Annotated in this window: 11 protein-coding genes; 1 reads left to right on the forward strand and 10 read right to left on the reverse strand. The window is 62.7% G+C overall.

Annotated elements, in window-relative coordinates; genetic code table 11:
- Nucleotides 1–34: 34 nt before the first annotated feature.
- From ACQCSV_RS05705 to ACQCSV_RS05740, 8 genes are all read right to left on the reverse strand, one after another.
- Nucleotides 35–3,187: a DEAD/DEAH box helicase gene (locus tag ACQCSV_RS05705; RefSeq protein ID WP_426939290.1), complete on the reverse strand. Its 3,153-nt coding sequence runs from the start codon at nt 3,185–3,187 to the stop codon at nt 35–37.
- A complete protein-coding gene (locus tag ACQCSV_RS05710) occupies nt 3,177–5,057 on the reverse strand; it encodes a phospholipase D family protein (protein ID WP_426939291.1) in 1,881 nt (626 codons plus the stop codon). The genes ACQCSV_RS05705 and ACQCSV_RS05710 overlap by 11 nt, the downstream gene beginning before the upstream one ends.
- Nucleotides 5,050–6,258, reverse strand: a complete 1,209-nt coding sequence (locus tag ACQCSV_RS05715; protein WP_426939292.1) for a DUF6361 family protein — start codon at nt 6,256–6,258, stop codon at nt 5,050–5,052. The genes ACQCSV_RS05710 and ACQCSV_RS05715 overlap by 8 nt, the downstream gene beginning before the upstream one ends.
- Nucleotides 6,259–6,360: 102 nt before the next feature.
- Nucleotides 6,361–9,603, reverse strand: a complete 3,243-nt coding sequence (locus tag ACQCSV_RS05720; RefSeq protein ID WP_426939293.1) for a type III restriction-modification system endonuclease — start codon at nt 9,601–9,603, stop codon at nt 6,361–6,363.
- Between the two features lie 5 nt (nt 9,604–9,608).
- Nucleotides 9,609–11,594, reverse strand: coding sequence for a site-specific DNA-methyltransferase (locus tag ACQCSV_RS05725; protein WP_426939294.1), 1,986 nt, complete (start codon nt 11,592–11,594; stop codon nt 9,609–9,611).
- Between the two features lie 18 nt (nt 11,595–11,612).
- Nucleotides 11,613–12,278, reverse strand: coding sequence for a DUF4391 domain-containing protein (locus ACQCSV_RS05730; protein ID WP_426939295.1), 666 nt, complete (start codon nt 12,276–12,278; stop codon nt 11,613–11,615).
- Nucleotides 12,271–15,549, reverse strand: coding sequence for a helicase-related protein (locus ACQCSV_RS05735; protein WP_426939296.1), 3,279 nt, complete (start codon nt 15,547–15,549; stop codon nt 12,271–12,273). Before ACQCSV_RS05735 ends, ACQCSV_RS05730 begins: the two co-directional genes overlap by 8 nt.
- Before the next feature lie 516 nt (nt 15,550–16,065).
- On the reverse strand, nt 16,066–16,953 hold the full coding sequence (locus tag ACQCSV_RS05740; protein WP_426939297.1) for a GIY-YIG nuclease family protein: 888 nt from the start codon (nt 16,951–16,953) through the stop codon (nt 16,066–16,068).
- A gap of 329 nt (nt 16,954–17,282) precedes the next feature.
- Between ACQCSV_RS05740 and ACQCSV_RS05745 the strand changes: the two genes are divergently transcribed.
- Nucleotides 17,283–23,744, forward strand: coding sequence for a DUF4011 domain-containing protein (locus ACQCSV_RS05745; RefSeq protein WP_426939298.1), 6,462 nt, complete (start codon nt 17,283–17,285; stop codon nt 23,742–23,744).
- A gap of 16 nt (nt 23,745–23,760) precedes the next feature.
- On the opposite strand, the gene ACQCSV_RS05750 is transcribed toward ACQCSV_RS05745, so the two are convergent.
- Complete coding sequence (locus ACQCSV_RS05750) at nt 23,761–25,029, reverse strand: hypothetical protein (RefSeq protein WP_426939299.1); 1,269 nt, start codon at nt 25,027–25,029, stop codon at nt 23,761–23,763.
- Nucleotides 25,030–25,286: 257 nt separating this feature from the next.
- The gene (locus tag ACQCSV_RS05755) at nt 25,287–25,694 is read right to left on the reverse strand and encodes a hypothetical protein (protein WP_426939300.1); all 408 of its coding nucleotides are present in this window, start codon (nt 25,692–25,694) and stop codon (nt 25,287–25,289) included.
- Between the last annotated feature and the right edge of the window lie 309 nt (nt 25,695–26,003).

A 26,003-nucleotide genomic window follows, 5' to 3' on the forward strand; every position in this document is an offset into this window, starting at 1 on the left:
CTGGAACGATGACCGGGACTCAACCTACGGCACCTCACGGCCGCAAATTTAGCGGCTTGATCTCAGTCCCGTCCTTGATTAGTCCCAGCAGATCATCCTGCCGGGCCTGGCCCAGCGTCAGCCGGTACTTTGCCAGCCCCGCAAGCATGTGTTTCGTCTTAGGCACGTCGCGGCTCAACGGGTGGTCCAGAAGCCGCCGCTCGATCTTGTGCGCCCCCGGATGAATCCAATGAGGAGCGAACTCGGTGCTGGAATCTTCCGCGCGCGCGGCAACGTCCGCTGCAGCAACGGAAAACAACGTTTCCCACGGATCGGTCACCCCGGGCTTCAGCACCTCGGCGCAATGGGCCTCCGCCACATTCTTCCGCACCGCGTGTCCCAGATAGCGGTGTACCCGGCCCTCGCGCTGTTCGAAATCAACGGGGTTGCCGGGCACGTTCCAGTGGATGACCGAGTGGGCCCACCAGTGGAAGTCGATGCCCTCCTGGCCCACCGACGTAGACGCAAGCACGAAGGGCCAGAACGGGCTGTTGAAGGCCCGGCGGACGTCGGGCATGCGGTTGCTGTCGCCGTCGTCCGTTTTGGCGTTGCTGTAGCGCACCGCGAAACGGCTGCCCATGCGGAGATCTTCATGCGAACCGTCCGGATACTTTGCGAGCATCTGCGCCGGTTTGAGGGACAACGAGCGCCGGATGTCATCGGCCAGCCCCCATAGCTGTTCGGCGGTGACCTCCCCGGGAGCCTGCTGGCTGCGGAGCTGGAACACGTACTCGTCCAGCACCGCCTGGAGGTTCCCGGCTTCGCAGTAGCGCAGGACCTTCTGCCAGTAGTCACCCTCGGGGTAGAGCTTGTCCAGCAGCTCGGTGGCGTCCAGCCGGTTGAACAGCGTGCGCAGGCCGGTTGCCGCGAACACTGCGGCCTTCCACAGCTCGGCGCCGTCAAGATCGGCCGGCACCACACGCTTCAGGGCACGGTAGAGGCAGTTGGCAGGGGAGTTGACGGCCAGATCTTCAATGCCGTCATCCCAGCCCGCCCGCTCACCGCGCACGGCGTCCAGCAGCCGGTCAACGTGTGCCAGGTAGAGGCCAGCCTCCGAGCCACCTTCCTGCTCGGTGTCCCCGCCGTCCGAGGCTTTGCCTTGCCGCTGGGTGAATTCGTCCAGCTCCCGCAGCTCCCGCGCGGCCAGCTTCGCGTCGTCGTTCCACGCCGCCGGCAGAGCGCCGGGCACCGAGAAATAGGAAGCCCATGCGCCGAGGCGGCTGGCCGGATCAACGACGGCGCCGCCAACCATGGCCTCTCCGGCCGCTGCCGCAGCACCCCGCGCCGCGTGTCCGGGCACCAAGGAACCGCGCAATGAGGCGCTTTCCAGCGGGTCACCCGCCAAGGCCAGGGCCGCGTGGGGAATGAACAGCGCCAGCGTGGACATGGCCTGCGGCTCACCGTCGCGGACACGGAACCTGAGCCTGCCACGGAAACGCTTGCGAGCCTCGGCCGTGTTTTCACCGTGCAGCGGCGACCCCTCGAGGATCTGCCGCTCGGCCTCGTAGGAGAGCATCGTGGTGATCGCCGTCGGGGCCGCGTTCCACGCCGAGAAGACCAGCTGCTTGGTGACGTCCGGACCCACCTCAGCGAACGCGCCGGAGGGCTCCACATACGGGAGCGACGGCGGCATCCACAGCAGCTTCCACCATCCCTGGCCGGTGGTGTATTCGCGCACGGCCCGGAACTTGGCGTTGTCAGTCTCGACGGCCCCATATCGGCGATAGGCCTCGGGGTCGATGGTTGCCAGGGCCGGCAGCACCGGGTCCACGGCTTCGCGATCGCAGTGGATCCTGCCGTCCAGCATCCTGCCAATCTTGTAGTCGGTGAGGAAGTGCGCGAACATCGGCACGGATTTCCAGTACTCCATGGGATTGCCGGTGCGCGCGGCCCGGAACAATGCGGAGAGGGACCTGTAGCTGGCGAGGTCACCGGCACGGACGTCCGTCGGTGCCATCTCGATCACGGACAGCATGTCGTCTTTGCCGAGCTGCGGCCGCTCCGTGCGGCTCATGAACAGCTTCAGGCCGTCCTCGATGCGGTGCGTCAGAGCATCGTCCGTGACCTGCTTCAGCAGCTGGGTCCGGCGGCCGTCGAGGTCTGCCTCAAGTCCTTCCATGTATCCCGGCCGTTCGCTGCTCAGGAAACGCAGCAGCTGCCGGAAGTCTGCGGCGTGATCGTCGCCGTCGTCCTCGTTCGCTCCCGTGTGCGCCTTGTACGGCGTGGCCGAGAGCAGAATCAGTTTGGCGCCCTTGTAGTTCAGGAACTGCCTCGCCAGCTCCGCCGCGGAATCCTCGTCGTCGGGCGCGGTGCCGGGGGAATACAGCAGGTCGCGGAAGCGCTGGAACTCGTCCAGGATGATCAGGTCGGGTTCCAGGCAATCAAGCCCGGCCTGGGCCAGGTCTCCCCGGAGCCCGCCGATGATGGCGCTCATGCGCGGCCGGACTGTCTCTGACCCATCACGCGCCGCCTCGCGCAGGGCCTTGCGGAAGGCGGGCAGGTTGCCGCTTTGGTGCGCCAGCGTGCGGAAGCGGTTCCGCACAGTCACGGCAAAACCGTCGGGGAACTGCTCGTGCATGTACTGGACGCGGCGCGCGAAGTTCTGCGGGGCCGAGCCCGCGCGCAGGAGCTCGACGGCGTCGTCGTGCTGTAACTCGCCGATCACGCCCAGCTGCGTGATGATGCGGAAGAGCACCGCGCGTTCCTTGGCCTGGCCCGTTGCCCCGCCGACGTTGAACGACGTGCCCGGAGTCAGCGAAATGAAGTTGACCCGCTTCCGTGTTCCAGGCGCGGCCGGAGCGTTGAGCTTGGCCAGTTCGGTGGGCAGCAGTGTGAGCCGGCCGGACTCGATGATGTCCTTCTGCCCGGTGACGTTCAGACGGCCGAGGTTCTGCTTGGCCAGGTCAGCGTTGGAGCAGACGTAGACGACGTCGATGCGGTTCACCCCGGAGTCGGGCCGGTCGAGCAGCTCGATGGCTTTGGCAATGACGCCCCGGGCCACCATGCTCTTGCCCAGCCCGGTCTCGTCCGCGACGAGGAAGCGGTCCGCCGGCTGGTCGTCCAGGTAGAGGCGCTTGAAGACGTGTTCCACGGTGCGGCGCTGAAAGCCCCGCAGTCCGTCCAGCGCGGGCGTTGCGTCAAACCCCATGAAGTTCCCCAATTTCCAATGCTTCGGTGGCTGCCGTCCAGAGCGCGTGCAGCTGCTGAATCTCCGGGTCATCGCTTCGAAGGGCGAGCAGCCGGTCCATGACGACCTTCAGATCCGGGAAGACCGAGCCGGCGTCCGGACCCGCCATGGCGCCCACCATCGCTTCGAAGAGTCCGGCGGTGGATCCGTCGCCGAACCCGGAACCGGCGAACCATCCCGTGCCAGTCCCCGAGCCCGGCAGGGCGTCTTCCGGGGTGAGGAACAACAGCAGGAACTGCCGGAGCTTTTGCGGGTCGTCGAGCTGGCGGGCGATGATCTCATCCAGCCGTCCGGCGGGATCGGTGCGCAGGACGCCCTGGATCACCGTGCTCTTGGATAGCCCGGCAGCCGTGTCTTCCAGCGTCAGCACCAGATACGGTGTCACGTCAGCCAGCGGTATGGCGTGGAAGACGTGTGCGTGCTGGCCCCCGGAGGGCTCGACGACGGCGCTTGGCTGGGGGAGCGAGAGGAGCCGCAGCGTCGCGGTGAACTCTGGCTTCGGTGACCAGTCATGCGAGACGGTCACGGCGAACGTGTTTCTGTTGTCACCCTCGGGGACAGCGTCGAGGAGGAACCGCTGCGCGGCGGCGTCCCGCAGCGCGTTCTCCAGCCGGAAGGCTGCCACGTCTTCTTCCGATCGGGCTGCGCCGCCGGTGCCCAGATAGTCGGCGAAGGGCACGTCCTTGAGACTCTCCCGGATGCGCTGCACCCCCAGGCGTTTCTTGGCTCCCCGCATTTCCAGTAGGAACTCCACGTTCCTGGTGAAGCCCGCCTCGGTGGCGTTGGCCGACCCGAGAAGCGCGTAAGTGAAGTGGTCGTAGTCGCAGAAGTAGGCCTTTGCGTGCAGGCCGGTGAGATCGTCGGCAACGCGCTGGAGTCCGGAATCGTCTACATCGCTTTGCCCTGACTCCGACGATTCTGGGATGCCGAGTTCGTCAAAGGCTTTGAATGAAGTGTGGGTATCAGTGATCGTCTGTTGTTGGAGAAGGTTCAGTTGATCGTCGCGCGAATAGACGTAGAGGTTCCGCGTCCACGTGTCCTGCAGTCGGCCCAGGAGTTTGTCATCAAGGAAGGGCGAGATGACCAGCTTGTCGTAGCCCAGGAAGGCGTCCTTCCCGGTCTTGTTGTTGAGAGCGATGAAGTTCTCTGGATCGCGGAGGTGCGCCACGATTGAGCCCTGTTCGAAGTCTTCGCCCATGCCCATCGGCCGGAACGCCAGCCGATGGATGTCCTCCGGCAGCTCCCAGCGGACGTCCGCCAGGCGGGACGCGAGGCCGCGCACCCTGGCCAGCCGCCCGGCGTCGGGAGTTACTGTGCAGAGGTCGGGGAGCCCGGCGATGAAGCGGGCCAGAGGTCCGCTGTCCGGGCCGGAATCCTCGGTGTCCTGCACGGGTTCGCCATCCAGCCGGACGAGGAGGTCCCAGCTGGCGTCGGTAGTGAGGTTGCGGCTGCTGCACAGGAAGCGGTAGCGGCGCTCGGTGTCGTTCTCGAATTCGAGGAGCCAGATTTTCGGGTGGAACAGCCCGCGCAGGACGCTGACCTGGTGGACCATCGGTTCCAGCAGCGCGAGCAGGTCCGAGGCGTCCGAGGGCGCCTTGATGTGGCCTGCCTGGCAGAAGATGTCTACGCGGTCGGAGACTTTGCGCAGGGCGCTGAGCACCGCCACCGGGTTGGTGAATTCTTCTCCTGAGCCCGCGACGAAGCTCAGCGGCACGGACAGGGCGCTGGTCATGTCCAGGGTGAAGGTGGTGCCCACGGCATGGGAGAGCCGGAATCCTGCCGGCGGGCGCAGCTGCTGGGTGAGTGCCTGCCTGTTTGCTGCCTCAAGCATTCGACTGCCCTTCCAGTGCGAGTCCTGCATGGATGTCCAGGACGTTTCGGCGCACCTGCGTCCAGCGGAAAGTCAGGGCTCCCACCCGGGCCGGCGGCTGCCAGGCGCGGAGCCGGCGTTCGTTGCGGAACCGCGAGTTGGACTTCTTCATGAGCTTCTCTCGGGTTTCGACGGCGGCACGGAAGTTCTGGTTGTCGATCAGTTTGCTGGGGCTCATCGCCGCGTTGGCCATTTGCCGGGCGAAGTCGGCGGTGTTGCTGTTGATGCCGCGGTTCAGTGCTTTGGCCCGGTCGATGTAGCCGTTCACATCCCACCCGGCGAGTAGATCGCGCTTGCCGTCCCGCTTGTCTTCCCACGCTTCGAGGAGTTCCTGCGTTGGCTCCTGGGTGTCCTCGCCGGCAGTGAAAACGGAGGCCGAGAGCTCGGCGAGCAGGTGCTGGTAGAGGATGGTGGCGCCGTTGTGGATGAAGGAGAACGCCTCTGCGTCCCTAAGCCACTGGGCGGGGTCACCTTCCGCGCCGCGGCACGCCGGGTCCAGCCAGGGGGCCCAAAGTCCCGGGGTGGGGCTGACTTCCGAGCCAGCGACGTGTGCCAGCATGGTGCCCGGGCAGGTGCTCAGGATGCGTTCCTGCAGCCAACGGGCCTCGTCATGGGAGAGCTTCAGTCCGCGGTCCTCTGTCTGCGGAAAGCCAGCCGGAGGCTTGGGGAGGGTCTGGTTCCAGACTGAGTAGCTGTTTTCGCCGTCCTCAGGCGCGGAGGCGTCTGCGCACATGAGCTGCGCGACGGCGGAGCGGTCGGTGTCCTGGGCGACGATGCCGTAGGTGCGGAGCGCGGTCCAGTAGGCCGCGGAGGGAAGCTGCATCACGTTCCGGCCGGCGTCGCGCCCGATGTAGCTTTCCTCGCCGATCGCTTTGAGCCTGCCGATTAGCTGTCGTTCGGATTCCTCGGACCGTTTCCGGAGCTCTTCCGGGTTCCTGGTGCTGCGGTGGGCAGTTTGGTAGGCCCACGGGACAAGCAACATATAGCGCGCACCTAGGTGCAGCACGGACGTGCCTGGGAACAGGCTGTTGCTGATCGCGTCGCGCAGCTGCCCCATGCCGAGGTCGTCGGTGGTTTCCGGCGTGCCGAAGAGCTTCACGAGTTCGCGCATCTTCGAGTTTTCCTCGGTGGACGCGTCGAGCCAGGATATGAGGGAGGTCATGTTGGTGATGTGCTCGCTTTCAAGTGACGACTTCGCCGTGCTCGCGACATGGATCGACGAAGCTGCTGCCTCATCGCTGCACTTCACCCGGTCGGGCTCCGATCAGCTCGCATCGCCTGTTATCGCGAACTCCGGTTGCGCAGTCCCTTGCGGTCCAGGACCAACGAGCTGCATCAGCTCGGTGTAGTTGGTGACGACGTCGTAGGTGACGTCCTTACTGGTTTTTTCGTTGAGGGACGCGAAGAACTTGCGGGCGCAGTCGATCTTGGCGTCCTCGACCCCTTTGAGCTGGAGCGTCGACAGGGATCCCTTGGTCTCCGCCACGAAGTAGACGTGCTTCACGCTTCCTTCGGTGAACGCGATAGCCCAGTCGGGGTTGTAATTGCCCACCGGGGTCGGGATGAAGAAGCCGCGGGGGAGCTTTGCGTACACCGCGACCTCCGTGCTGGTGTCCAGCTCGGCGACGAACGCCTGCTCGATCTTCGAGTCGGTGACGACGTAGTCGTAAATGTGCTTCGTCAGTTTCTTGCCCGCGTGAGTGAGGTCCTGCTTTGTCTGGTTGTCAGTGAAGATTGCCGAGTCGAATCTGTCCTCCAGCGCGTCATAGGTCAGGTGTTCGACGGTGACGGTCGCCTTCTGCTCATTGATCAGCCGGGCAGCCTCGGTGATGAACTGCTCAGGGTTGAGCCGGAACTTTGCGAACGTACCCGGGGCAACTCCACGGAAGATCGCGGCAATTGTGCGGCGGGTGAGCTGGGACTTCTCGGTGATCTCGCCGAGAAGGTCGTATTTTACCTGCGAGCCCACGCTGACGGTCTCGGTATGGGTCTTGGTGCTTGTGACCGCGAACCCTGCGCCGGTCGTGAGGTCGTCGGCCTCCAGCGACTCACGCTGCTGCCCAACCTGTATCACGTACTGCATCGCGGCCACGTTTAGGTGCTTGTCCAGCTGGGTAATGCACTTTTGAATGAGCTCTTGCGAATCGAACTCAACCTGGTAGACGGCCTTGTGGTTTATCCGCTCCCAGAGCGCCTGGAATTCCCTCCTGGCGAAGTTGGCCTGGTTGAGCGGAATTTTCTTCGGCTTTCGACCGTCGACCAGCTCAGGCACTTTGACGTACAAGGCGTCAACGAGCGGCAAGACGAAGTCGATAACCGGTCGTAGCACCTCGGAGGCCGTCTCAGCGAGCGTGCCGGATTGCTTCGCCTGCTTGTAGGTTTCCGAGATGGTGTCGTCTTCGTTGAGGTAGTCGTTCTTTATGAGGTACTTGTACAGCGCCTGCGCGAGCGGCTCCTCGACCAGGGACTTGCCGGATGGCGTCTGGAAGGTCTTGCGTGTGAAGAACTTGACGCTCGCCTTGCGAGGACGAGCAGCTAGGGTCTCGGCGATTTCCCTCTGCAAACCGGCCACGAAGTCGGTGTACGACTCGTCGGTGACCACGGTGAGTTCGTTGATGTCGTGCACGGTGACGGGGTTGTCCATCCGCTCGCCGTGCTGGTCGACAGCGAGACGGAGTCCCCGACCGATCTCTTGGCGACGAGAAGCCGTGTTGTCGCTCTTCTTGAGGATGCCTATGACAAACACGTTTGGGTTGTCCCAACCCTCGCGTAGCGCGGAATGGGAAAAGATGAACCTGACGGGTTCGGTGAACGACAGCAGCCGCTCCTTGTTCTTCAAGATTAGGTCGTATGCATCGACGTCCGTGGAAAGGCCAGCATCCTCGCCGCGCGCAGCAATCGAGGGATCGACCTGCTGCTTGGTCTTCTTGTCGATCGAAAAGTAGCCCTGGTGCACCGCGCGGACCTCGTCGCGGCGCAAGTAGTCCTGATAGGCAGCGGTCGGCGCGTCGAGTTCTAGCTCAGTAAGGACCTCTCCGGCAATCGCTGCATACTCCTCCTCGAAGACTCTGGCGTAGTCGCCGAGTGTGTCCTCGCGGTCATAATTCCTATACTTAGCGACTTCGTCGATGAAGAAAAGAGAGAGTACCTTGACCCCTTGAGCGAAGAGTTCACGCTCCTTGTCAATGTGAGCCCGGATGACCTCGCGGATCTGAATGCGACGCTTGGTCTCCTCAGTCACATCCCGATCCGCAAGCTGGCCAACGACGACGACGTCGCCGTTGCTCAGTTCGATCTCGTCGCGGTTCGCGTCGATCTCGGTGATGAACAACCCCTTGTATGCCTCGACGCCCCCTGAGACGTCGTGCAGGTTTGCCCCAACGTCGAGGCGCTTGACTTGCCGCTTGATCGGGCCTCCCTTCGTTTGCACCTCGATCTCCACACGGGCACGCGGCTTAGCGCCCTTGGCGATCTCAATCGTGTCGAGATAGAGATAGGCGGTCGATCCAGCGAGGCCCTTCACCGTGATGCCACGAACTGCGATCTTCTTCACGAGCTTCTGGTTGTAAGCGTCGAGTGCATCGAGCCGGTGAACTTTGTTGTAATCGTGGTGGGCCTTGTGAGTGGCGGAGTACCTCAGCACCACTAGTGAGTTGAACCGCCTCAGCGAGTCGATCGACTTCGAAGGTTTCGCCTTTGGCTTGCCAGTTTTCTCGTCGTACTCGACACCGAAACGTTGAGGTTCGTCGATAATCACGATGGGCCGATTTGCGGCGATGATATCGATCGGCTTGCGCGACTGAAAGTCATCTAGACCCTCCAGGACGGGCTCGCCTTTCGCGTTCAGGACGGGACGTCCGTCCGGCCCCTTCTTTGGGGTGCCGTAGATCCTTCGATTGTCGGCTCCACTCGAGTTGAAGGCCTGAATATTGATGATCATCACCTGCACGCCGGCATCGGAACTGAATCGCTCCAATTCGTGGAGCTGCGACGAGTTGTAGATGAAAGATCGGGGCTTGCTGCCGTAGGCCCGTTGGAAGTGCTCAGCGGTGACGTCGAATGATTTCTTGACGCCCTCTCGGATCGCCACCGACGGCACAACGATTATGAACTTGGACCAGCCGTAGCGCTTGTTCAACTCCATGATCGTCTTGATGTAAACGTAAGTCTTGCCGGTCCCTGTTTCCATCTCGATATTCAGATTCGGCGCGCCAACAGGAGCGGCAGCACTCTTCGTCAGTTCGGGCGAGGGAGTGAGGTTGCGCGACCGCTGAACGTCGTGGATGTTGTCGAGCAGTTGCGCGGGGCTAAGTTCGATCTCGGCGTTGCGCAAGCCCGCGTCAGGGGTCGTGCTGGTCTCGAACAGCGCAGGAGCCGCGACTGACTTCTGCTTGCCGGGGTCGATTCGGTAGGAGACACCGTCATGCTTCGGCTGGCCTGAAAAGACATCGACGACGGCATCGACGGCCTCGGTTTGGTATGGATGAACTTTGAACTGAAGCTTCATCTGTATCAGATCGCCTTCACGTCAGTCGCGGACGAGATCTCTCGGAATACCTGTTCCGCGTTGATGCGGGCGTCATCTGCGGCAAAGCCGGAGTCACGGAACACAGCGCGGAGCGGCTCCCGCTTTGCTATCGCTCGAACCAGCTCTGGGCTCACATCCGTATCGAAGCAGGCGATGAGCGCGTCGTCCTCAACGACTAGGACATCATGGTCCTCGATTGTCTCCGTGCCGAGCGGCATCGATAGGTCTAGGCCCCAGTCGAGAAGTACCTGGAACAGGAGGTCCTCAGCCGTCCGATCCGGCTTGACGCTGTCCTCCAGGCCTGTGAGTGCCTGTTGGTCGGTCTCGTCGGGCGTGCGGAGGACATCCACCATGTTCGTCGTGTCAACCTTCAGCGATCTGAAGCCGAGATCCAGCATCGGAGCCTTGTCGCGGAGCCTGTGACCCGCGAGCCGAAGCCGCTGCTTCCCGATCTCGGAAACTGTCGGTGGCTTGCCAAGGGTCGTGAGGTACCTGATTGCGTTAGTCGTGATCTGCTTGGCAGCACCCTTGGCCGTCTTCAGCGATGCATTCAGATCCTCAGCTACCTGGATGCCGATGAAATGCACCTCGGCACCGGTCGCGAGGTTGAGTTCCCACACCGCGTGAAGCGCGGACCCGGAACCTGCAAACATGTCGAGGACGATATCGCCGCTGGACACGCCAATGGCCTTGTAGATGTCCTTCAGGAGCAGCTCGTCTTTTGGATTCGTAAAGACCTTCTCGCCGAAGAGTCCAGCGAGCCGCTTGGATGCGGCGCGGCCGTCGACGTAGCGAATGCTTGTCAGACTCTGGTGCTCGGTGCTGGCGAGGTAAGTCTTGAGGTTCGGTACCGTCGTGTGGTCAGGCCCGAAGTGGATCCGCTTCTCCACGATTCGCTGTTCCAGTGACTCCTTGGGAAAAACCCAGCCTCGAGCTGGCGCCTTGCACGGGAGGCCCGTAGCGGGGTGCAGTACGTCGTAGACGTACTGGCCATCGTTCGGGCCCGAGATGTTGTCCGCGAAGTAGACCCCCCGTTCGTCCATGCGGGTGTAGTGCTTGCTTGCATACACGGGGTCTGATGGAGCAAATCCCTTGTACCAATCCTTCGCCGCTTCGTGGATGGCGTCCCAGTCCTCGCCGAACGTCTTTCGGAAGCCTTTGAAGGCGGCATAGATGCGGTCAAGCCCTCCCTTCTTCTCGCTCCACTCCCCGGTGTTGACCGACTTGTTCTTGACGAAGAACACAACGTACTCGTGCTGCATCGAGATGTACCGTTGATCGCTCCTACTGCTGTTCTTGACCACAATCTCGCCGACATAAGCGTCTATGCCGAACACCTCGGTGCCGATGTTCACCAGGTTGGCGTGCTCGTTCTCGTCAATGGAGACGACCAAAACGCCGTCGTCGGTCAGCAGGTTCCGCGCGAGCTTGAGGCGCGGGAACATCATGCTCAGCCAGTCCGAGTGGAATCGACCGTTCGCGCTCGTGTTGGCGACGAGCGGAACCCCGTCTTCGCTGACCTGGCCCGATCGCCGGAGTTCTTCGTCCTTGGTCGTCGCGAAGCTATCGGCGTAGACGAAGTCGTTGCCCGTGTTGTATGGCGGGTCAATGTAGATCAGCTTGATCTTCCCGAGATAGGACTCCTGGAGCAGCTTGAGTGCTTCGAGGTTGTCGCCTTCGATAAACAAGTTCTTAGTGGTTTCGAAGTCGACGGACTCGTGGCGGACTGGGCGGAGGGTCTTGGCGATGGGAGCATTGGCGGCAAACCACGCGGCTCGCTTACCGGGCCAGTCGAGCTGGTAGCGCTCCTGGGGGCCGTCGACGACGTGGTCGGAGAGCTCCTGGCGCAGGAGGTCGAAGTCGATGGCCTTCTTCGGGTTGCCATCAGCGTCGAGCGCCTCGGTCATGACGTTTGGGAACAGCTCAGCAAGTTTATCGATGTTAGCGTCAGTCAAGTCCGGCGACGTCATGCGTAATTTCTCCACGGATTACCTCTGTTGCTCTAGCTCTGATTGTTTTGTCTTGAGAGTGCGCCGCAGCTCGACCTTGCGGTTGATCTGAGGCTCGGTGCGGAGCTTTCGCTCCAGCGCGGTGATCTCGCGTTCGAGCTTGCGCACGGTTTGAAGCCTGGCCGCCAGCGCCGACAATTCTTCGCCCGGCCGGACCGGCACCGGAATCAGCGGGCCTAAGAGTGCGGTGTAGAGGGAAGACAGGGTGATTGCGGTCGGGAGTGGCTGCCGCTCCGTGTCGACTGGCTGCCACTCCGTCGAGTAGTGGGCGCTGAGCTTTGGCGCGCCGACGCTGAGCTGCTTGTGTGCCGCGACCATTCGAATGGACCGATTGGCGCCGAAGCCGCGGGTGACCTCGAAGACGGCCGGGAACGGGATCGCTTTGTCGATCGCAGTCAACACCGGCTCGGACACGTCGTCCATCTTAGCGTCGATCTGGAAGACCTGGACCTCAGGCACCGCAGGGCTGCCGGGGAGATTGATCGTGACTTCTGCGAGCTTGTACGCCCAGGTGATGCGCTGAACTTCGGTGACGAACTTCTCCCGGACGGCGTTGGTGACGTGGCCGTTCTCGTAGAACTTCTCCTTCGGCACGCGGATGCCAAACTTCGCCGATATTGGCCACCGGTACAGCAGGTTAGTCATCGACGGGCACCCCCATGTGCGCGTCGACGACGGCGACAAAAGCAATCAGTTCGAAGTCGTCCAGACCCGCGATGGTCTGGGTCAGGGCCGTCGTGTGGCCTCCAGTGAAGAGGCTGTCGATGTCGCGCTCCTCGGTGACGTCGATCATCGAGCGGATCGCTTCCGTGAGCAGTTCGGAGTACTTGCCCATCTCGGCTCCCTCGCGCGTACCTGCATTGAAAGCGTGCACGACGTCGGTGACGGGTTCGTCGTAGGGGCGGCAGCCCCCGCGGATGAGGTCGAGCAGGAGCTTGGCCTCGGTGTGGTCGGCGACGACGTTCCCCTCGTCGTCGAGGTAGACGAGGTAGTACGGGTGGAGCCGGTTGCCGCGGTTGATGTTCTCGTCGGTGTTCACGTTCCGCAACACGAAGATCACCCCGGGCTTCAGCCCGTTGGCGGGGTCGGCGGGGATGACGGCGTGGAGGCCTTTGGGGGCGGTGGCGAGGTCGCCGTACTCCTTGATGTAGCCGAGCAGGTCCATTCGGAAGTCGTTGAGGCCCAGATCGGTGATGGAGACACCGGCGCGAACGTCCTCCAGTTCGATGACCTCGTCCTGGAGCTTACGGAGCTGTTCTTTGCGGAACGCGGCGTCGGAGTCTTCGAGAGTGAGGACGTTGTCGTTCGCGGTGCCCGCGAGGTCGGCGATGACCATGCGGTTTTCGACGCGTTCTTTGAGGTTGATGTACTCGTCGAGGGAGATGTCGGGCCAGAAGTTGACCAGCTGAATTTGAGCGTTGATGGAGCCGATGCGGTCGATACGGCCGAAGCGCTGGATGATCCGGACCGGGTTCCAGTGGATGTCGTAGTTGATCAGGTAATCGCAGTCCTGAAGGTTCTGGCCCTCGCTGATCACGTCAGTGCCGATGAGCACATCCAGCTCGCGCGTCTCCTTAGGCATGGTCAGGTGACGCTGCTTCGAGCGCGGGGAGAACAGCGCCATCACCTGCTGGAAGTCGAACCCGGTACCCAAGCTCGTCTTAGAGCCGTGGCTTCCGCCCGTAATGACGGCGGCCTCGAGACCCGCCTTCTGGAGGGCAGGGGCAAGTTCGCGGTAGAGATAGTTGGCGGTGTCAGCAAAGGCTGAGAACACCAGCACCTTGCGGTTACCCGCATTGATTGGATGTTCGGCCTTGTCGGTGATGAGCTGTTTGAGCCTTTGCAGCTTCAAGTCGTGGGCCGGGACGACCTTGCGCATCTCGTCGAGGAGCTCGCGCAGAGTCTCGCGGTCGTTCCACAGGTCGCGCTGCCAGGATTCGATGTCGAGATCGTCGAGGTCGATCTTGATCTTCTCGCCGAACGAGAGCGCCTCGACGTTCGCGTCGTCGTCATCATCCACATCAAGGTCGAGACCCGCTAGGTCAGCGCTCACTTCCGTGAGCGGGCCTGCGTGGGAGTCAAGGCGCTGCAGGGTGCGGTTTACGGAGCCCTCGATCTTCGCCAGGGTCAGCCGGAATGCGTCAACCGAGCTCTCCAGCCGCTTGAGGAGGTTCACGGTCATGAGCTTCTTTAGGCCCTGCTCCCGCCCTTGCTGGCCGAGGTTAGAGCGGGCGCTGCCTGCGGTGACGTTGTAGAGGTCCTCATACTTGCTGATCCTGCTAGGAAACACGTAAGCCAGCGGAGTGTAGACGGCAAGGGTGAGGGCTTGGAGCTGCTCGAAGATGTCGTTGAAGCTTGGTGCGTCCGCCAGGTCGGTCAGCGGTTCACGGATGGACATGGGTGGCAGGCGTTCGGGGAACGCGCCAATCTCTGTGGTGTCGTAAAACGCCTGGATATGCTTCCGTGACCGAGCGATTGTCACGGAATCGAGGAGTTCGAAGAAGTCGAAGTCGAGCATCTGAAGGATGCGCTCGCTCGTGCGGTCCTCCGGAGAGAGCTTGGACCACTCGTTGAAGACGCGTTGGGCGTCGCTGAAGACTTTCTCGACCGTCGTCGATATGTTCAAGTGTTGGGCAAGGTTCTCTGACTCACCCTCGTAGGCGAGCTGCAGCTGATTCTTCAGGTCGTTGAATCGGTTGTTCACCGGGGTCGCCGACAGCATCAGCACCTTGGTCTTTACGCCTTCGCGGATGACTCGCCGCATGAGCCTCTGGTAGCGGGACTCTTTCTCCTCGGCGTAGTCGGCGTTGCGGAAGTTGTGTGACTCGTCGATGACGACCAGGTCGTAGTTGCCCCAGTTGATCCGGTCAAGTCGTAAGCCCAGGGACTCGCCACCCGTGCGCGAGAGGTCGGTATGGGCGAGGACGTCGTAGTTAAGCCGGTCTTCCGCAAAGATGTTCGTCGTGAGGTTGGCATTGTAGTTCGTCCAGTTCTCCGCGAGTTTCTTGGGGCAGAGCACTAGCACGGACTTGTTGCGCAGCTCGTAGTACTTGATCACCGCTAAAGCAGTAAACGTTTTGCCCAGGCCGACGCTGTCGGCGAGGATGCAGCCGTTGTAGGTCTCCAGCTTGTTGATGATCCCCGTCGCCGCGTCGCGCTGGAAGTTGTAGAGACTCTGCCAGACCTTCGTTTCCTGGTAACCGGTGCGGTCGTTCGGCAACACGTCCTCGTTGATCTCATCGAGGAACTCCGCAAACAAGTTGTAGAGAATCAAGAAATATATGCGAGCGGGGGAGTTCTCTGCGTACACGCTGGCGATATGGTCGTAGACCGCCTCGGTGACGTCATCGAGCTGTTCCGCGTTGTTCCAGATCTGGTCGAACAGCTGGATGTACTGCGCCGTCATCGGCGCCTCGTCGATGCGCTGCACCATGTTCGAGACCGCGTTGCCGCGCTCGTAGCCAAGGTCTGCGGTGGTGAAGCCCTGGAGCGGCATGTATGCGGCTTTGTCGTCCACGACAGCGAACTGCTGCATCGGGTTTCCAGTCGCGTTTGAGCGGAAGGTGACCTTGCGGCGCACCCAGTCGGCGCACTCCTTCGCGATTGCTCGCTGGGTGAGCTTGTTCCTGAGCCGAACCTCAAACTCGGAGCCGTGCAGGTTCGACTCGGCTCGACCGTCCGCGGGAATGAAGAACTCGCGCCGCTCTTTGGGGAGTTTGCCAGTGACTTGAGTCGTCAGGAACGACGGCGAAGTGAAAATGAACTCCAGCTCATTGACTTGCTCGAGTTCTTTGCGAAGAGCCTCGAAAGCGAAGATCGAGAACGTTGAAGCGGCGATGCGAACCTTTGACCCGGCTGTGACCTCGGCCTTGAGATCATCACCGAGCAGGTCGTTGACATTGTCGATGATCTTCACAGGCCCCCCGGCAGAATCTAGAACCTCTGCTCGTCCAGGGGTCACTCAGCCGAAACTTATCACGAAATTCGCTGGCGCCCCGGGATCGCCAAACATTCAGGGCTGTCCGCTTACGATAGGTATCGAGCGGGGTGTCCATGCGAGTTCTGCGGGTTCGGCTCTTGGGGAGTCGATTTAGAACCCGTCACGTGCGATATGCCTTGGGGGCGCATACAGCCTACGACGTCCACCTACCCGAGTCCCGCCAGATCCAAGGGGTCGTACGACGCCCGCGTGCAGGGGCCATGGACCGTGGCACGTGGTTCACCCAAAAGCGGACGCTTGGGGGACTGTCGGTTCCGAGACCTTTGCGTTCTGATTCGTTGGACTGGGTGCCACCGAGCGGCGACCTCGTCCTGACTGTGGACAACCCTCGTCCCAAGCTTGCCGGCCTGCGGTATCGCCCTGGGTTCAACCATCGGCCGCGGGCGCCCTGGCATCCCTTTCTGTCACATGTCATGTCCGTGTTCTTCGCCGTTACAACTCGCCCTGAACCGCGACCGGGGCGAGGCGATCCCGCTCCAACGCGTCGAATGTCCTGCCATCGACTGTCTTCCAGGCAGTTCGACCGTTGACGCTGCCGCCCACGACTGCGGCCGCGGCGCCGCTGGGACTGTTGAACTGGTGATCTAGCTGGAACACGATCTGAGTCCCCTCGATGGTCGCTATTCCTTGTGCGATCAAGGACTCCCGTCGCTTGATGAGGCCGGGCTCGGCGCTGGGTGCCGGCACAGCATTGCCGCGGGAGCCCCGTCTGACCACCAGACCCGACGCGTTGGCGTAGGCCGTGGCGTTGCAACCCCGCTCCCGGAGGATAAGTTCTTCGTGTTGAATGCCGACAGCCGCACGGGGGACGGATTGAAGCTCCTGATGAACGGGATAGCCCAAGGTTGCAAGGAGCATGGAGACCGTTTCCATGTACTCTTGGCATTCCCATTCGAGCGGAACCGGCGTGTGAGGGTTGCTAGCTGAGTTTCCGTTTTCTAATGTGAATCGGGCGGCAGCAGTAGCCCTTTGAATCGATAGCCACTCCAAGTAGGCAACGTGCGTGCTAGTCCAAGTGTTGGTCAGCGATACAGCAACGAGTGCCCTCTCCCAGAAGTCTTTTCCGGAAGCATGTTGAGCTAGCCTTGTGCCGACGTTCTGTGTTTGCCCGATGTAGCAGCGCGGGGCGTCTTCGTCGGACGGACCGAATAGGAAATAAAGTCCAACCTGCCCCGCCTCCGGCATCTTTGTAAATTCAGCCAGTAACGGGCGGGGGATTTCGAATACACGGACGGTCCTCGTGGTGATTTCAGCCTGGCGTATACCTGAAGGATCGCCCTGCGGAAGGAAGATCTGGATAGTTTGAGGTCGCGAATTCAACAAGGACTCCGATTCGAATGTTCGTTAGGGGCGGCGATCGAGAACGACGGTGCCATACTCGTGACCGTTGTGCCACATTCAAGTACATCGAGGCCCGCCGCATCGATGCTCTGGGACGAGTGGCCGCCCGCAGTGGCGAACCCGCAAGGGAGGTAGACCCACACAAGCCGGAGTCACACAAACCCGGGCGCCCACTGGCCGCCCGGCGCCGAGAGGTTCACCCTGCCTTTCCCGTGGAAGCGGAGGTTGGGTGTCGCTCCACCGAGTACTACTCTGGGCTGAGTTGAAGTGGGCGGCGCCGACGCAGGCGCCCAAGATGGGGGAACAAAATGGGGCTTTCCAACCGCGAGTACGTTGGTCGTGCTCTGGATACCTTGGCAGCCAGCCTTGGTTCACACATAGCTTCAGTTCTAGAAGGCGTCGCGCCTGGCGTTCCATGGCCGAAGCTTCTGGAGCACAAGGATGCCAGCGCCGGGAGAACGCCGATGACATACTCGCCGACGGATCTGAGCGTGCAACTCCGCGTCATGACCGAGTCCCTGGGCTCGCTCGGTTACCCCTTCAACCTGGCCCACGATGCCCGCAGCCACACCTCCGAGCTCCGGCAGATCCGCAACCTCTGGGCCCACAACGAGGGCTTCGATGACGCGGACACCTACCGCGCGCTGGACACCGCCGGCCGGCTGGCCAAGCACCTCCAGCTTGATGGTGCATCACAGTCACTCACTGCCCTGTTGGACGACTACAAGATCCGCAATGCAGGGGACGGCGCAAGCGAACCCACCGACGTCGTCGAGACTGGAATAGGGGACCCTGAAACTGGGGATGCGGAACGGTCCGCTGCGGCTGCGGAAAAAGAGCCGGTGAAACAACATTCGGTGTCCCTCGAGATCACGGCCGCCGAAGCCCTCAGCTATCCCATGGTGCACAACGATTTCAGGTTCTTGCGCCAGGTAGTGATTACCAACCCGGGCACGGAAATCCGCGGCGCCGTGATTCGGGTCGAGGTGCTCGCCAGCGCCGGCCGGATCTCGGAGGACTTCCAGCAGTACATCGACCTTGCGGCCGGACAATCGATCGTTCTGGACGATCTGGACGTCCACGTCGCAGCACAGACCATGTACGACTTGTCCGACAAGCAGCCGGGCCGCGTGGTGGTCACCGTCGAGTCCGGCGCGCCCGGTACCGGGACCCCGGAAATCGGCCGGTCCGAAGCCCGGATCCAGCTCCTCCCGGCCCAGCTCTGGATTGCCGGCAACGGCCTGGCGTCCTATGAGTTCCTGGCCGCTTTCGTCCAGCCCCATCACCCGGCCATCGGGACGCTGGTCTCCGAGGCGGCGGATCTCCTGGCGGCGGCGACCGGCAGCAGCAGCCTGGACGGGTACCTGGCCGACGCCGACCGCGTGGATCAAATCGTGTTCGCCGTGGCACAGGCGGCCAGCAACCGCGACATCCGCTACAGCATGCCCCCTGCCAGTTGGGGCCTGCAGGGCCAGCAGATCCGCACCCCCGCTCAAGTGCTGGAGGACCGACTCGGGACCTGTCTGGACACGACCGTCGTTATGGCTGCGGCCCTGGAATTCTGCGGCATCCGGCCCCAGCTCTGGATCGTCGAAGGTCATGCCTTCCTCGGGTACTGGCGCGAGGAGCGCGCACTGGATACGGCGGCCTCAGACGACGTGGTGGAACTCGTCAGTCTGGTGCAGCGGGGCCTCATCGGTCTGATCGAGACCACCCTGCTCACAGGTAATCAGCCCATCACGCCGGCCCTACTGCGCAAGGGACCGGAAGCGAACTACATCGAAGCGGGACACGGGGAAATTTATGCGGTCACGGATGTCCGCCGTGCCCGCCTGGACGGTATCTACCCGCTGCCCGCCCGGACCACGTCGGCAACCGGGGACACGGTAGTCACGAACTACGTCCCCGAGGCCAAGGCGGTCCCCGTCCTCCCCGTGAAGCAGGGAAGGGTCATCCGAAATGACGGGACCACCTCGGATGTTCCTCCGCGCGTTACCCAGTGGAAGAACGCACTGCTGGACCTTAGCCTGCGGAACCGCCTCATCAACTTCACGGACACGGCACGCTTCCCCTTGGCCGTTCCCGCTTCGTGGATCGGGGCCTTCGAGGACCTCATTAACAACGGCACCCCCATCAGCCTCATTCCGTCCAACCAGATCAGCGCCGTCCACCAGGAACGCGGGATCCGCTTCGGCCGGGACCTCCCGCAGGACGAACTGATCAGCATGCTCAGCTCGAAGAAGGCCGTCTTCGCCGAGGTCACCGAAGAGGCTTACAACTCCAAAATGCGCGGCCTGGCCTATAAGGCCAAGACCCAGACAGAAGAAACCGGCGCCAACAACCTGTACCTGGCCCTCGGCAGCCTGCTCTGGGAACTCGATGGCCGTACCCTGCGCTCTCCACTGGTTCTGGTCCCCGTAAATCTGACGTCAGCGGGAAAGAACGGGCTGTACCGCGTCACGCTGGACGAGGCCGGCCAGTCAACGCCCAACTACTGCCTGCTCGAGAAGCTCGCCCAATCCCACGGACTCAGGATCCCCGGGCTTGCCGCCCCGGCCGAGGACGGTTCCGGTATTGATCTGGACGCCGCGTTTGACGCCGTCAGGGAAGCGGTATCGGCCAAGGGCCTGGCCTTCCGGGTGGAGAACACCGTGGACCTGTCCATGCTCCAGTTTGCCAAGTTCAGGCTCTGGAAGGACCTGGACGAGAACTGGGAACAGTTCGCCGCGAACAAGCTCGTGGACCATCTCATCAGCACCCCGACGGAAGTTTTCCAGGACCCGGTAAGCGTCACTGACGACGTCGACCTCGACGCTCTTGCCGCACTGTGCCCGATTCCCGCGGACTCGTCGCAGCTGCAGGCCGTGGCGTCGGCCGTCGCCGGCAAGACCTTCGTGCTCGAAGGACCTCCCGGCACGGGCAAGTCCCAGACGATTACCAACCTGATCACCCGCGCAATCGTGGAAGGGAAGCGGGTGCTCTTCGTGGCAGAAAAGCGTGCCGCGCTGGACGTCGTCCAGAAGCGGCTCGCCGAAGTGGGAATGGCGCCATTCTCCCTGGACCTGCATGACAAGGGGAGCAAGCCCGCCATGGTCCGCGCCCAGATCAAGAACGCGCTCGAGCTCAGTCTGGCCGCTGATACCCAGCAGCTGGACACCGCAGCAACTGATCTGGCGGCCGCACGCCGGACGCTGATCCGCTATGCCGCCCGGCTGCACGAGGAAAACGGTGCGAAGCTGTCAATGTACAGCGCCCGGACCAAGGCCCTCACCTTCGAGTCCGATGATCCTGCCCTGAATCTGGGAGCGGGGTTTGCTGCGTCGGCCAACGACACGGTTTTGGAGTCCCTGCGAGCCCTGCTCCTGGAACTGCCGGAATTCACCGATCGGGCACGGCCCGCGGCGGACCACCCCTGGCGGTTTGTCGGCCGCCCGGTCACCGATGCCCAAGCGAATCAGCTGCTCACGCTCGGGCGCCGCATCGATGCAGCGCTCGACGCCGTTCGCTCCGTTGCGGGAATTGACGACGTTCTGCGGTCCGCCAAGCAGCCGTCCGACGTCAAGACGCTCGCCGCGCTTCTCTCAGACCGGACTGTGCCCGTAGAGACCTTGGATGTGATCCGTTCGGGCGAATGGTCCGCAGGCGCCCGGAACTTGGAGCAGCTGGTGACGGCCTTCGCCGCTGTCAACCACCCCGGCTTGGACAAAGTCGCGCCGGAGGCCATGGAGCTTCCCCTGCAGGAAATCCAAGGACGGGCGCAACAGGCGGCCGCCAGCGGTTTCTTCGGGCGCAAGAAGCGTCTGCGCGCCGTGGCTGCTGAGCTGGACACCGTGCTTCAAACTGGTGCCGAGATCCGGCCCAAGGAGCTCGTGCCCCTGCTGGCGAACCTGGTCGCAGCGCAGCACCAGGTCCTTCAGCTGCGGGCCGAGACTGCGTCTGTTCCCGGCGTCGGCGTCCTGCAGGCCTGGAACCCGCTCACAGCGGCTGATCAGGAGGCGTTAAATCGCCGGCTGGGCTGGCTGCGGTGGGCCGCTCAGGCAGTGCAACCCACCGTCACCGATGACGGTCCGACCTTCCAAACCGCGCTGCGCGACTTCCTGGAGCAGGGGCCGGCGGTCCACGAGAACCTGGTCGGCTGGCTCCGCGAACTCGCGGCCGCGTGGGACGCGTTTGCTACGGATGCCGCCGTCGAGGCTGCAGAACTCAAGCGTTGGACAGGAAACCAGGGTGTCCTGGACGTCTGGTCCACTACGCGGGCCGCTCGCGCGTTGGACGACGCAGGATCCCAACCCCTGCAGCGGTGGCGCGAGCTCCTTGCCCACGTTGAGCCGCTCCGCGGCGTTGGACTCCACGACGTCCGCGCGGCGATCCTCGATGGTTCGCTCGACGCCGACGATGCAGCGACGGCCTTCGAACGCGGGCTCGCCGAAAGCTCGCTCGAGGAGCGGCAGGCAGCGGCGGGTTTGCAGGACTTCGATGCCCAGGCTCACGAGCGGACTATCGAGAGGTTCACAACCCGAGCCACTGTTGTCCGGGAGCTATTGAAACGCAATCTGGCCGCCGGCGTCGTCGGCTCACGGAAGGTTTCGGCGTCGTCGAACAACGGCCGGATGGGGGAGCTGCAACGTCAGCTGAATCGGCAGCGGGGTGGCCTCACGGTCCGCAAACTCATGGAGGGTTACGCCGATCTCATCACGCAGATTATGCCTTGCACCCTGGTGAGCCCGGACTCGGTGGCGCGGTTCTTCCCCGCCAAGGCGGACCTTTTCGACATCGTCGTGTTCGACGAAGCTTCCCAGATCCGTGTGGCAGACGCCGTCGGCGCCATGGGCCGCGGTGCTTCCGTGGTGGTGGTGGGAGACAGCAAGCAGATGCCCCCGACGTCGTTCGCGGAGTCATCCGGGGACTCGCTGGACGACCTAGAGACGGATGCCACAGCGGTGGAGGACATGGAATCCATCCTGTCCGAATGTGTGGAGGCGCGGGTGCCCCGGCAATGGCTGTCCTGGCATTACCGGAGCCAGGACGAATCCCTGATCGCCTTCAGCAACCAGCAATACTACGACAGCAAACTCTCGTCCTTCCCCGGGCCGTCCCATGGGGCTCCCGACGCCGGGCTCCGCGGCCACGGCGTCAACTTCGTCAGGGTCGACGGACAGTTCCACCGCTCCGGAACGTCGAAGGTATTGCGGACCAATCCCATCGAAGCGAAGGCAATCGTCGAAGAGATTAGGCGTCGATTCGGCGCAGCCGAAGGCTCGCCGTCCGTCGGCGTCGTGACCTTCAACCTCCAGCAGCGCGCGTTGATCGAAGGCCTGCTGCGTGACACCGACGATCCCCGGATCATCAAGGCACTCGATGAGGACCCGGAAGGGCTCTTCGTCAAGAACCTTGAGAATGTCCAGGGTGACGAGCGCGACGTCATCCTGTTCTCCACCGGCTTCAGCAAGAACGACAAGGGCTACCTCCCGCTGAACTTCGGCCCGCTGAACCGTGCCGGTGGCGAGCGGAGGCTTAACGTCGCAGTGACCAGGGCGCGGCGGCAGGTCATTGTATTTTCGAGCTTCAGCCCGTCCGAGCTTCGTGCCGAGGAGACAAGTTCTGTCGGGATCAAGCACCTTCGCACGTACCTGGACCTTGCCGAGCAGGGGACCGGAGCGCTGCCCTATGACGGCCGGCGAAGCCTCGCAGTGGACCTGCACCGGGAGGAAATCGCCGACGCGCTGCGCGACCGCGGCTTTGCCGTCGCCACCGACGTCGGACTGTCTGATTTCAAGGTGGACATCAGTGTCGCCTCTCCGGACGCGCCGGGACGTCCGTTGATGGCTGTCCTCCTGGACAGCCCCGTGTGGGCGGCGCGGCGTACCGCGGGCGACCGGGACGGGCTGCCGGGCGACGTTCTGACCCGGATGATGCGTTGGCCCGCGGTGCAGCGGGTCTGGCTGCCCGCCTGGCTCAGCGACCGCGAAGCCGTACTGGACAAGCTGGAGACGACTCTCACTGCGGCGGCATCGGGATTGGCGGGTCCGGATGCGGAGCCTGCTCCCTCCTCGGGAACTGGGGGCTTGAACGACGAGCCGGCCGTTTCCATCCCCGGAGTCGCTTTGAACAGCCCGCTGCCTCCGGCTTCCGCGGCGTTCCCCGTTGGCTCGTCGGCCCCGTTGCTGGCTCCGGCGGGCGGTGGGCCCGGATCTGCGACGGCTGTCGTCGAGCGTGATCGCCCCGTGTACGAGCCGTGGACCGTCCGTCGCTTCGGTAGCAGAGACGTCCTGGACGCCCTGCCTTCCCGGCGGTCCGTGCTCGCCGTACGTGAAGCCCTCCGAACCATCGTTGACGCGGAGGGGCCGATTCATCAGGAACGGCTGGCCAGGCTCGCCTGCGCGGCGTTCAACCTCAACAAGATGAACGCGGACCGGGCCAATTCCGTCCTGGATGCTTTGGACTCATCGGTTCATCGCTGCGATCGGGACGGGTTTATCTGGGACGCTGCGGTTGACCGGGAGGCCTGGACACAGTTTCGGCCGAACAAGCCGGGGTCAGGCCGTGACCCGGAGGCCATTAGCGTCGTAGAGCTTAGAAATGCGATGGTCCATGTTGTCCGCGGCTCCGGCGGTATTTCCATAGGAGACCTGCACCGTGAGACTCTGCATCTATTCGGCAAGACCCGGCGTACGCCGGCAGTGACGGCCCGGCTTAACGAGGGTCTGCAGTATGGCGTCGATACCAATCGGCTTGAGCTGCGCGGTGATGTGGTGCACCTGGCTGGCTAGCGGCTGTTTCGCCGAATCAGCGGACGTCTACGGCCTTCGGGTTCGCAGGCTCCTCCGGAGTCTGCGAAGTAATATCTTTTGCGGGCGACCGCTGCGCCTCGATTTGGCTGGCTGCCCTGATCACAGCGTCACCGCCAGCCTTCGCGATCCCAGCTGGCACCGCCTTTGCAGCGGACGAAACCGCCGTCGTCGTGGTTTTGGCCAAATCGGACAAGGACTTCCGCCACGTCTCTCGCTCGACCTCTCCTTGGCTCAGGCCATCCAGTCCATAAATCTCTGCGAAGGTGCCGATCAGTCTGTTGGCGCTTTCAGCGGAGTCCAGTAGCGAACGGCTCTTCAGCGGGCTTCGAAGACGATTGAAGTCGCTGACGTTGGCGGCCGATGTCAGCGCATCCACCAAGGACTGCAGCCGGTTCGCAGCGGCGTCGTTCCGCTTGGCTGCGGAGACCTGGATGGATGCGGCATGTGCCTCGACCGCCTCGGGGTCGCGTTGGCGCAGATGAACAAGCTCAAGCGTCTCAAGACGCTGCTGATTCGCTTGGCAAGCAGCCAGAATCACGAGCCATGAACGCAGCTCGTTGTCCGCAAGGGTCTCGGCAGCGTTCACCTTATCGGCAAAGGAACGCGCCTTCAGAGATTGCGTCAGGGTCTCTATCTGGGCCAGCGCGTGTGAACTCGCCTGTGCAAGGGCCGTGGCATGACCTGCGACCTGGGACCAGGCAGTGTCAGTTATCTTGCCGGTTTCCTCATACAGCTCGAATGCACGGAGGAGCACCTGCGTGAGGCCCTGGATGTCGCCCAGTGCCTTGGCGCGGTTATCTTCAAGAAGGCGATCCAACTTGACGTCCATCGCCCGCGCTAGATCCTCGAGCTGCGCGACGGCGCTTTGAAGAGCCATCGTCGCAGTGAGCGTCGCGAGGTTCGATATGACCAGCGGGTTCATGCCGCCTGTCGTGAACTGGGCAAACGAATCAATTTGCCCCTTCGTTCCCCGGAAGGCTCCGCTGAACGTGCCCCCGGGGGAAATGTTGAAGTTTGCCAGCTCTATGAGCCTCTGATGGGAGTCCGGGGTGAGTTGCACCCAGCTGCCGTCCAGCGCCGAGACGACCGCCCCGATGCCCGTGGCCTGCGCTACGAGGTCGGCTGTCCCTCTGCCCGCCTTCTGTACCTGCTTAGCGTCAACATCCAACCGCGAAAGGAGGGCGCTGATTAGGTCTGGGTCTCCCACGAGAACAGCGTTGTTCTCGGAGACGCGGATACCGACTTCGTTGGTTGGTTCGATCACAGGAGGATTCTGCCACAGGGGTGGTTGCCTACGCGGACCCAGCACTTAGGGCATCAGGGTGTGTTCACTCTTCGGCGAACTGCGGTTCATCGCTTGGATTACGGCAGCCGGTCCGGGAGGAGCGGGCTCGTAGCACCAGCATCGGGACCAGATGTCACGCCCACTGGCTCATTCCTGCAATCTCAGCCATGGGCCCCGAGTACTTGAGGCCCCAGCCGGTCGACGGACTAGCTGGGGCCGTCCTTGCTGAATGCAGGCTACTTGGCGGGGTATGCCCATTCCCACCCTGCCGGCATGAATGCCTGCTTGTGGACGAGCACGCCAGTAGTTGTGGGGACGTCAAAAACGATCTTTCCTGTCGCCTTCTCGGCGGGACCGAGAGCTGATGGGAATCTTTCGGCTTCAGTGAGGCACATATACGACTCGAACGACGCAACATCGCCGTTGAATGTGGTCCCATTGTCGGCGATGGCCTTCCAGCCGTAGCCGGCAAGTCCAAACTGCGGGTTTACTGAGTCGGCAAGCGCGGGCATTGTTTCCATAGAAACATCCAATACAACGAAATGGCCGTTCTTTGCCCGCATAGCGGAGCTATTCGTGCACGCAGGGTCAACCAAGATGGAGTTGATTACAAAGCTGGCAACGGTCTTTTCCTTGTCCGTCACAGACGCGCCTTCACCTGGCGTCTTGACGATGTTCCCGCGGGAGGACTTAGCCGATGCCGCGCTTGCAGACGCGCCAGGGCTAGCTGCGTCAGTAGCCTGCGTAGATGTGGCGGGAGCGACAGTTGGCGCCGTTGGCGCGCTTGCGGGCGTGCCGCCGCAACCGGCGAGGAGGATCGGCAGGAGCGCTATGGCTCCAAGAGTCTTGGCTTTCAATGTTCCCCCAGTAGAGAATGCGAGTCAGTTTGCTCAGCTTAAGTGAGGGATACGACGCTCTTAGTTCGTGTTGATGCGGCGAACCGTCACAAACAG

Source organism: Pseudarthrobacter sp. S3, assembly GCF_050156905.1.
Taxonomy (GTDB): Bacteria; Actinomycetota; Actinomycetes; order Actinomycetales; family Micrococcaceae; genus Arthrobacter.

Coding starts and splice junctions, on each gene's coding strand:
- ACQCSV_RS05730 (WP_426939295.1), bottom strand. CDS start 12,278: ATGACTAACCTGCTGTACCGGTGGCCAATATCGGCGAAGTTTGGCATC.
- ACQCSV_RS05705 (WP_426939290.1), bottom strand. CDS start 3,187: ATGGGGTTTGACGCAACGCCCGCGCTGGACGGACTGCGGGGCTTTCAG.
- ACQCSV_RS05715 (WP_426939292.1), bottom strand. CDS start 6,258: ATGACCTCCCTCATATCCTGGCTCGACGCGTCCACCGAGGAAAACTCG.
- ACQCSV_RS05710 (WP_426939291.1), bottom strand. CDS start 5,057: ATGCTTGAGGCAGCAAACAGGCAGGCACTCACCCAGCAGCTGCGCCCG.
- ACQCSV_RS05720 (WP_426939293.1), bottom strand. CDS start 9,603: ATGAAGCTTCAGTTCAAAGTTCATCCATACCAAACCGAGGCCGTCGAT.
- ACQCSV_RS05725 (WP_426939294.1), bottom strand. CDS start 11,594: ATGACGTCGCCGGACTTGACTGACGCTAACATCGATAAACTTGCTGAG.
- ACQCSV_RS05745 (WP_426939298.1), top strand. CDS start 17,283: ATGGGGCTTTCCAACCGCGAGTACGTTGGTCGTGCTCTGGATACCTTG.